9 protein-coding genes are annotated in these 9,142 nt (G+C 52.9%); 6 read left to right on the top strand and 3 right to left on the bottom strand.

From position 1 onward, the window contains the following. On the bottom strand, positions 1-1,054 hold a 1,054-nt coding region (locus QVP67_RS03865; RefSeq protein WP_288179880.1), incomplete at its 3' end, for a single-stranded-DNA-specific exonuclease RecJ. A gap of 472 nt (positions 1,055-1,526) precedes the next feature. On the opposite strand from QVP67_RS03865, the gene QVP67_RS03860 reads away from it, so the two are divergent. Beyond that, on the top strand, positions 1,527-1,709 hold the full coding sequence (locus tag QVP67_RS03860; protein ID WP_022162237.1) for a hypothetical protein: 183 nt from the start codon (positions 1,527-1,529) through the stop codon (positions 1,707-1,709). A 128-nt stretch (positions 1,710-1,837) separates the two neighbouring features. Then, positions 1,838-2,602 carry a peroxide stress protein YaaA gene (gene yaaA / locus QVP67_RS03855; protein WP_022162236.1) on the top strand — a complete coding sequence of 255 codons (765 nt, stop codon included), beginning with the start codon at positions 1,838-1,840 and terminating at the stop codon, positions 2,600-2,602. Between the two features lie 492 nt (positions 2,603-3,094). Here yaaA and QVP67_RS03850 read toward each other — a convergent pair whose 3' ends face one another. Next, positions 3,095-3,952: a helix-turn-helix domain-containing protein gene (locus tag QVP67_RS03850; protein ID WP_022162235.1), complete on the bottom strand. Its 858-nt coding sequence runs from the start codon at positions 3,950-3,952 to the stop codon at positions 3,095-3,097. A 244-nt stretch (positions 3,953-4,196) separates the two neighbouring features. Here QVP67_RS03850 and QVP67_RS03845 point away from each other — a divergent pair, with 244 nt between their 5' ends. Beyond that, complete coding sequence (locus QVP67_RS03845; protein WP_022162234.1) at positions 4,197-5,837, top strand: alpha-L-fucosidase; 1,641 nt, start codon at positions 4,197-4,199, stop codon at positions 5,835-5,837. 465 nt (positions 5,838-6,302) lie between these two features. Then, positions 6,303-6,689, top strand: a complete 387-nt coding sequence (locus QVP67_RS03840; protein WP_022162233.1) for an L-rhamnose mutarotase — start codon at positions 6,303-6,305, stop codon at positions 6,687-6,689. 54 nt (positions 6,690-6,743) lie between these two features. Here the strand turns inward: QVP67_RS03840 and QVP67_RS03835 are convergent, their stop codons facing one another. Next, positions 6,744-7,757: a LacI family DNA-binding transcriptional regulator gene (locus QVP67_RS03835; RefSeq protein WP_288179879.1), complete on the bottom strand. Its 1,014-nt coding sequence runs from the start codon at positions 7,755-7,757 to the stop codon at positions 6,744-6,746. 183 nt (positions 7,758-7,940) lie between these two features. Here QVP67_RS03835 and QVP67_RS03830 point away from each other — a divergent pair, with 183 nt between their 5' ends. Together QVP67_RS03830 and QVP67_RS03825 are read left to right on the top strand one after the other, a co-directional pair. Beyond that, the gene (locus QVP67_RS03830; RefSeq protein ID WP_022162231.1) at positions 7,941-8,873 is read left to right on the top strand and encodes an aldo/keto reductase; all 933 of its coding nucleotides are present in this window, start codon (positions 7,941-7,943) and stop codon (positions 8,871-8,873) included. Between the two features lie 11 nt (positions 8,874-8,884). Then, the coding region (locus QVP67_RS03825) for an amidohydrolase family protein (RefSeq protein ID WP_441293830.1) at positions 8,885-9,142 on the top strand (258 nt) is incomplete at its 3' end.

The raw sequence follows: 9,142 nt of genomic DNA, 5'->3' as shown, positions 1-9,142 counted from the left end.
GGCGGTCGGCCAGTCCGTCGAGTCCGGAGACGATGGCGTTGGCCTCTTCGGTCATGCTCTTGTCGAGGTCCTTGCGGGTCTCGTTGTATTGGTTGATTTGTCCGGCTTTTTCGAGGGCGGCGGAAAAGTCTTTCTCGGTGAGCAGGTCGACGGCTTCCTTACCGTTCTGTATGCGTCCCGACGCGTTGATGCGGGGGCCTATCTTGAAGACGATGTCGCTGACGGTGATTTCCTTGTCGGCCAGTCCGCACACGTCGATGATGGCCTTCAGCCCGACACTGGGGTTGCTGTTCAGCTGCTTCAGGCCGTGGAAGGCCAGTATGCGGTTCTCGCCCATGATAGGGACAATGTCCGAAGCGATGCTGACGGCCACAAGGTCGAGCAGGGGGATGAGGTGGTGGAACTCGATGCCGTTGCTGATGGCAAACGCCTGCATGAACTTGAATCCTACGCCGCAGCCCGAGAGGTGCTCGTAGGGGTAGGTGTTGTCGAAGCGTTTGGCGTTGAGTATGGCTACAGCGGGTGGCAGCACGTCGTCGGGCACGTGATGGTCGCAGATGATGAAGTCGATGCCTTTCTCGCGGGCATAGGCTATCTCGTCCACAGCCTTGATGCCGCAGTCGAGCACGATGATGAGTTTGACGCCCGTCTCCACGGCGTAGTCCACTCCTTTGTAGGACACCCCGTAGCCTTCGTTGTAGCGGTCGGGGATGTAATAGTCGATGTTCGAGTAGAACTGTTGAATAAACTTGTAGACCAGTGCCACGGCTGTGGTACCGTCTACGTCGTAGTCTCCGTAAATCAGTATCCTTTCTTTCTTTCCCATTGCCTTGTTCAGGCGCGCTACGGCCACGTCCATGTCCTTCATCAGGAAGGGGTCGTAGAGTTCGGGCAGTTGTGGGCGGAAGAATTTCCGTGCGGCGGCAGCCGTCGTTATTCCCCTTTCCACGAGCAGTCGTCCCAGTATGGGGTTAATGCCCAGTTCCCGGGCCAGTGTCTGGCTTGTCTCTGCCTGTTCGGGTGTGATGGGTAAATAATTCCATTTGTGAGTCATTTTATATATTGTTTTTTCTTTTTCCAGTCTCGGGTGTCGGGGGGCGAAAAGAGCCCATTTCCCCAACAAGTTGTAAAGGTAGCAAAAAGTCTTGAAACAAGGATGAAAAAGGCCACGAAATCTTTCCGTAAGGAGCAGAAATGGGCAGACGGGGCATTCGGACAGCGAGGGTCCGCAGCCGAAAATGTGGTTTTTGTTTGCTTGTGCGCAGACCTTTCGTTATATTTGCAAAACAATGAATGTATGATATAGCCCATGACACCTCCGGATATAGCACACTCGACCCGAGAAGAGCGCAGAACCTTCGTTGCCGATGCGTGGAAGTGTCTGCATAATTGCGAATTATGCGGCAAATGCCATGTTCTGAAAGGGAAAGATGCGGAAACACTCTATGCCGACTATATCGAGGGGAAACGGACTTATATGGACATTACATTGGAAATAAGAAACAATAACTATTAAAATTGGAATTATGGACGTAAAAGAACAAGTGTTGGCAACAATGAAAGAGGCCGGAACTCCTCTGAATGCAGGTAAAATAGCAGAACTGAGCGGACTTGACCGCAAGGAAGTGGACAAGGCGATGAAGCAGCTGAAAGAAGAGGGTGCAATCGTTTCTCCGGTTCGCTGCAAGTGGGCACCTGCTGAAAAATAAGTTGAACGTATGTTGACGTCGGGCGGCAATACCATGTAGGTTTGGGGTTGCCGCCCGATTTGTCTATGCATCGAACCGATACTTTTGTTAACGTTCCGGCTTTACCGAAACTTAAAAACTTTTACCGTATGCTTACATTCATATCCTGTGCCAAAACCATGGCTGCACGCTGTGCACTGAACGTGCCTGCCGTGTCCGAACCCCGCTTTGCCGGCGAGGCGCTGCGCACGGCGCTCGAACTGTCGCAATATCCGGCTGCCGAGCTGGAGAGCTTGTTGCGTGTCAATGCGAAGATTGCTGCCGAAAACCGCTTGCGCTACCACGACTTCTGCTCCGAAGACAACCGCCCGATGCCTGCCATCGGTGCCTATACGGGCGTGGTGTTCAAGCGCATCGCTCCTGCCGACTTCACGACCGATGACTTCCTCTTTGCGCAGGAACACCTGCGTATCACTTCCTTCCTCTATGGACTGCTGCGCCCGCTCGACGGCATCCGGCCTTACCGCCTGGAGGGCGATGTGCGTCTGGCGGCGAACGGTGGTATCACGATGTTCGACTACTGGAAACCGTTGCTGACTGATGTTTTCATCGACGACATCCGTCGGCAGGGCGGGGTGCTGGTCAACCTGGCGAGCAGCGAGATGAAGGACCTCTTCGACTGGAAGCGTGTCGAATCCCAGGTACGGGTCGTGACGCCCGACTTCCAGGTGTGGAAGGACGGACGGTTGAAGACAGTCGTAGTCTACGCCAAAATGTGCCGCGGCGAGATGACGCGCTACCTGCTGAAGAACCGCATCGACTCGCCCGACGGACTGCGTGCTTTCGAGTGGGAGGGCTTTGCCTTCGACGAAGAACGCAGCACGCCCGACCGCTGGCTCTTCACGATGGGCTGATGCGGAAACCGCCGTGTCACGTCCTTAGTCGTTTGGCTTTCAAAATGTCCGGTATTGGCTTTGTTTGCTGACACGGCCTTCGTGCAAATCTTTCGAAATAGAAGCCGTTGAGGCTGAAAAACTGCATAAACATGCGCAAATACAAGTGTTGTATGTAGGAAATATGCACTTTCGGGCCCTTGGACGCTTGCACGGTTCGTACGAATGGCCTGCCCGGCTCGCGAGCGACACTTGCCCGGCTCGCCTTCCACACTTGCGCGGCTCGGGAACGTGCCCCGTTTTCGGAGGAAAACGCTGCTTCCGATGCTGAAAAACGGTGCTTTTGCGTTGCTTTCCGGCTGTCTGTTCGCTGGCTGAAATGTCCGGATTTTGCTATCGCGTTGTATGCCAGGAGGATGAATGCCACGCGCTTCGAAAATCGGCACCAGCCTTGCCGGCGGTCCGAAAAACACGATTCTCGACCGCCGGAAAATGCAAAGTGTCACTTTGACATCAGTGGTACGAACTGCGGTACTCCTGCGGGGTGACGCCCGTCATCTTCTTGAACAGGCGGTTGAAGTACGAATAATTGTCGAACGCCAGCGACGAGGCGATGTTTTTCACCGGCATGTTGCTGGTGACGAGCATCAGCTGCGCCTTTTCAATCTTCTTCTGGTTGATGTACTGCAAGGGACTGACGCCCGTCTCGTGCTTGAAGAGGCGGCTGAAGTGGTCCTTCGACAGGCAGGAGTCGTCGGCCAGTGCGTCGAGGTCGATCATCTCGTACAGATGGTTGTGGATGTAGGTGATGGCCGTGCGTACCCGTTCGTCCTTACTCTTTATCTTCTCCTGCGCACGCTTGACGAAGTGCGACAACAGCTGGTAGACGATGCCTCGCGACTCTATTTTGTCGCAGAGGGCGCGTTGCTTGTTCTTCATCACGTTTTGCAGCAGTGTGGGGTTGTTGTCGTACGACGTTGGGTCGGACTTCGGCAGACTCATGTGCGGATTGATGGTGCAGAGTCGTTTGAAGAGGTACAAGTCGAGTTCGGTACCCGGAATTTCCACGGGCATGTCCCATTCATCGAAGAAGCAGCTTTCCTGCCGGTGCTCTTCATATATATGTAAGTAGTAGTGGCAGAAGTAGGAGTTACAGATGTAGCTGTGACTCGTGAAGGCCGGGATGCAATACATGTGGTTGGGCTTCAGCAGGTAGGTACCCGTAGGAAGCTCGATTTGCGCTTGCCCGTCGGTGACGTAGTACAGCCGCATGAAAGGGCTGTTGACATTCTTCCAGTTCCAGTCGGCATTGTGTATGGCCAGGCCGACGTTGAGAACCAGCGGATGTAGTTGGTCGATAGATGTTTTCATGGTATTTGTTGTGTTTGAAAATCTGGGGTAAAGGTAGTTTTTCTGTTGTAACTATCAAAGAAAATATCGGAATAGTGCAAGCTTTTGTCGCTTTTGTTCTATCGATTCGGATAAAAATTGGTAAGATTGTCGGTTTTGTGCTATATATGGTCGAAAATGTTCTATCATAGTTCCGACCTTATTGTGTATTTTTGTGCTATCAAATTATAACCCGATTCAATTAACCCAAAACAGAACACTACTTATGAAGAACAAGATTCTGCTATTCTCATTACTATTTTCAGCCAGCGTTGCTTCGGCACAGAATTATCAAGTACCCGTGTCCGAGCAGGACGAGCCGATGATGACCGGCAAATTCGAGCCCACGTGGCAGTCGCTGGAAAACTATCAGGTACCCGAATGGTTCCGCAATGTCAAGTTCGGCATCTGGGCGCACTGGGGGCCGCAATGCGTCGAAGGCTCCGGCGACTGGATGGCGCGCAGCCTCTATATGGAAGGCTCCAACGAGTATAATTACCACGTGAAGAACTACGGTCACCCGTCCGAGGTAGGCTTCAAGGATATCATTCCCCTGTTCAAGGCCGAGAAGTGGGACCCCGACAAGCTCGTGGGATTCTATAAGAAGATAGGTGCCCAATACTTTTTCGCCCTGGGTAACCATCACGACAACTTCGACCTGTGGGACAGCCAGTATCAGCCTTGGAACTCGGTGAACATGGGGCCGAAGCAGGACATCCTCGAAGGTTGGGCCAAGGCAGCCCGCAAGCATGGCCTCTATTTCGGCGTCAGCCTGCATGCCGACCACGCCTGGAGCTGGTATGAACCCTCGCAGCGTCACGACACGAAAGGCCCCAAGAAAGGCATTCCCTACGACGGTAAGCTGACCAAGGAAGATGGCAAAGGCAAGTGGTGGGAAGGTTACGACCCGCAGGACCTCTACGCCCAGAACCATCCCTTGAGCAAGAACAGCTGGGACAACGGCATGATTCACAGCCAGTGGGCCTGGGGAAACGGAGTCTGCATCCCTACACAGAAGTACGTCACAAACTTCTACAACCGTACACTCGACGTCATCAACCGCTACAATCCCGACATGCTGTACTTCGATGTGACGGTAGCCCCGTTCTATCCCATCAGCGACGCCGGACTGAAAATAGCCGCCCACTTCTACAACCACAGCATGGCCACTCACAAGGGTAAGCTGGAAGCTGTTATGTTCGGCAAGATACTCGACGAGAACCAACGCAAAGCTCTGGTATGGGACGTGGAACGCGGCGCGCCCAATGAAATCGTCGCCGAGCCGTGGCAGACCTGTACCTGCATCGGTGGCTGGCACTACAATACCTCTATCTACGAGAACAACGGCTACAAGTCTGCCGCCAACGTAGTGAAACTGCTGATGGACGTAGTCAGCAAGAACGGTAATCTGCTGCTGAGTGTCCCCTTGCGCGCCGACGGTACGTTCGACGAGAAAGAAGAAGCCATCCTCAACGAGTTTGGCGACTGGATGAATATCAACAAGGAAGCCATTTACGACACCCGTCCCTGGAAAGTATTCGGCGAAGGCCCCATTGCCAGTGCCGACATCAAAATCAATGCCCAGGGCTTCAACGAAGGATCTTACGGACAGGCCACAGCGCAGGAGATCCGCTTTACACAAACCAAAAAATACCTATATGTCACCGTTCTGGCATGGCCCGAGAATGGTAAAGTCACTGTGAAATCCCTCTCTGCCGGCAACGAACTCTACCCCGACGAGATAAAGAAAGTCGAACTGTTGGGCTACGGCAAAGTGAAATTCACCCGCACCTCCGCCGGCTTGGAAATCGAGCTCCCCGCCAAGCGGCTGAACGAGATTGCGCCGGTGTTCAGAATCAGGAAATAATGAAAACGTGCGTCAGAATATAAATAGCTGAAGTCATTCTTCTTGTTAAACAAGAATGACTTCGGTTTATTTCTTTCTTACTCGTGATATCCTGTTTGTCCGATGCCTGCATGCTACAGTTGGGAAGTCTGCATAGAGCATGCCGGCAAGGGAAAGAACAAGGGGGTACTTGTTCCGGTTCAAATAGTTTGTTGCAGATTTGTATATCCAAAAGGAAAGACCTAACTTTACATTCATCATAACCCGAATGTCGCGGAATCAGGAAGAACACAGTGAGGTGTTGTTGCCAGCCATTGGCTGGAGTAAAAAATGGGAATGTTCTTCTGTTTTCAGTTCTACATGCACCGATGTACGTCTTTTTATTGGCCGGGTATCGGGCAGGGAGAATGCTTGTGATGCAGGAGCAATTCTTTTTTTGTTACTTCCGTTTCCGTTATTTTAAATAATCAATTAAAATTATTTTTTATGCAACCCAATCAAGGTTATAAAACGAGAGAATATGCTGTGCCTGTGAAGCGTTATTGTCAGACGCTAAGTTTGAAGAACAATTCGGAACTGATAGCCGAATACCGGAAAATCCACAGTCGGGAGAATGCCTGGCCCGAGATACGCGAAGGCATCCGTTCGGTAGGAATCCTGGAGATGGAGATTTATATTTCGGGAAGCCAACTGTTCATGATAGTCGAGACTCCGCTCGATTTCGACTGGGATTCGGCCATGGAGCGTTTGGCGCATCTTCCCCGTCAGGCGGAGTGGGAAGACTGTGTAGCCCGATTCCAGGAGTGTGCCCCTGGCAGTACTTCTTCACAAAAGTGGAAACTGATGGAACGGATGTTCTATCTGTACGATTGATAATTTCGGAAAACGGCAGCATCGGGGAAAGGAGCGCCGCACAGCGGCAACCCGTTACTTGATGCTGCTTTCCCTTATCTCCAGACGGGTGGGCACTACCACCTGTCTGACGGTTTTGTCCCCCTTGATGCGGTCTATCAGCAGGCGGCAGGCGGTTTCGCCCATGCGGTAGGTCTGATGCGAGACGGCCGACAGCTTGGGCTCTACATAGTTGGCGTGCTGTTCGTCGGTATAGCCGATGATGGCTACATCCTGCGGGATGCGTAGCCCGTGACTCTTGATGACTTCCATAGCGGCAAAGGCAAGCGTGTCGTTCATGGCCAGTATGGCGTCGGGAGGCTGGGGCAGTGACAGCAACGATTCAGTAGCAATTTTCCCCTCTTCGTAATCTATTTTGCGGCATACCACCAGCTCTTTCTGTATGGGGATGCGGTTCTCGCGTAAGGCTTCCAGGTAGCCGTGTTCCCTTCGTCGTACGATGTCCAGATGGTTGGCACCGCCGATGAAGGCCACCCGTTTGCTTCCGTTGTCCAGCAGGTGCTGCGTAGCCATCTGGGCAGAGTGTTCGCCGTCGGCCACGACGGTAGAGAACATGTCGGGCAGGCATACGCGGTCGAACAGGATGACAGGCATGTTGATGTCAGCCAGTGCCGCCCAGTGGCCGAAGTCGGTCGTCTCCTGCGACAGGCAGGCGATGATGCCTTCGACACGCATGTTGACCAGATTCTCGATGTTCTTCTTTTCGTGCTCGTACGACTCGTGCGAGGTCGTGATGATGACAAAGTACCCGTTGGCAATGGCCATATCCTCGATACCGCTCAGAATGGAGGAAAAGAAATGGGTGACAATGTCCGGCACAATGACTCCGATGATGCGCGGAGCATTTTTGCGCAGGCTGATGGCGAACGGATTGGGACGGTAGTTCAGCTCCTGTGCCAGTTGTTTGGCGCGGGCGCGCAGGTCGGCACTTATCTCGGGGCTGTCCTTCAGCGCCCTCGACACGGTAGGCACCGACACGCCGAGCTCGCGTGCCAGGTCTTTCAGGGAGATATGTTTCGGGTTTGCCATCGGTGCGTTGTTGGGATTCTTTTCAGTTGCAAAGAAAACACTTTTCGGCTGAAAAGCTAGCGAAACAGACAATTCTTTTTACGTAAACCGTTACGTGCCTTTTTACGGACCTATGTGAGGGAAGGGGAACGGATTGCCCCTATCTTTGCCTGTATAGAAATCAACATTTAAAAACACAAGATTATGCAATACCATGAAATCGGTAAGACGGGAATGAAAGTATCTTCCCTGAGTTTCGGAGCTTCGTCGCTGGGCGGAGTATTCCATGACATTAAAGAGAAAGAAGGCATCGAAGCCGTGTTTACAGCCATCGAACTGGGCATGAACTTCATCGACGTATCGCCCTACTACGGACACTACAAAGCCGAAACTGTGCTGGGTAAGGCACTGAAAGACATTCCCCGCGACAAGTACTACCTGTCCACCAAAGTAGGACGCTACGGCAAGGGCGGTGTCAACACGTGGGACTACTCTGGCAAACGCGCCACAGAAAGCGTCTACGAAAGTATGGAACGCCTGAATATCGACTACATCGACCTGATTAATGTGCACGACATCGAGTTTGCCGACCTCAATCAGGTGGTGAACGAAACCCTGCCTGCACTGGTGGAACTGCGGGAGAAAGGTGTTGTAGGGCACGTGGGCATCACCGACCTGCAACTGGAGAATCTGAAGTGGGTCATCGACCACTCTGAACCGGGTACGGTAGAAAGCATTCTGAACTTCTGCCACCACTGCTTGAACGACGACAAACTGCTAGACTTCCTGGATTACTTCGAGTCGAAGGGAATAGGTGTCATCAACGCATCACCCCTGTCGATGGGCTTGCTGACCGAACGTGGTGTGCCCGCCTGGCACCCGGCTCCCCAGCCGCTGGTTGAGGCTTGCCGTAAAGCGATGGAATACTGTAAATCGGTCGACTACCCCATCGAGAAACTGGCCATGCAATACTCTGTCAGCAATCCGCGCATTGCCACGACCCTTTTCAGCACAGCCAACCCGCAGAATGTACGCAAGAACGTGGCCTTCATCGAAGACCCCATCGACTGGGAACTGGTGAAGAAAGTACGCGAAATCATCGGCGACCAGCAGCGTGTCAGCTGGGCGAACTCTTAAAACCGTGAGCCATGGAATATCCGATTATCGACGCGCATGCCCACTTGTGGCTGCGTCAGGACACGGTGGTGGACGACCTGCCCATCCGTACGCTGGAGAACGGCCGTTCGCTCTTCATGGGCGAGGTGCGGCAGATGCTTCCGCCCTTTATGATTGATGGCCGCAACTCGGCCGAAGTCTTCCTGTCGAACATGGACTATGCCCAGGTGTCGGCAGCAGTCATCACACAGGAGTTTATCGACGGCATACAGAACGAATACTTGGCCGAC

Origin of the sequence: Bacteroides sp. CAG:633 (assembly GCF_000435115.1) — a bacterium.
Lineage (GTDB): Bacteria > Bacteroidota > Bacteroidia > Bacteroidales > Bacteroidaceae > Bacteroides > Bacteroides ndongoniae.
The sequence above is the reverse complement of the archived record's forward strand: the minus strand, read 5'-3'. Positions and strand labels throughout refer to the sequence as shown.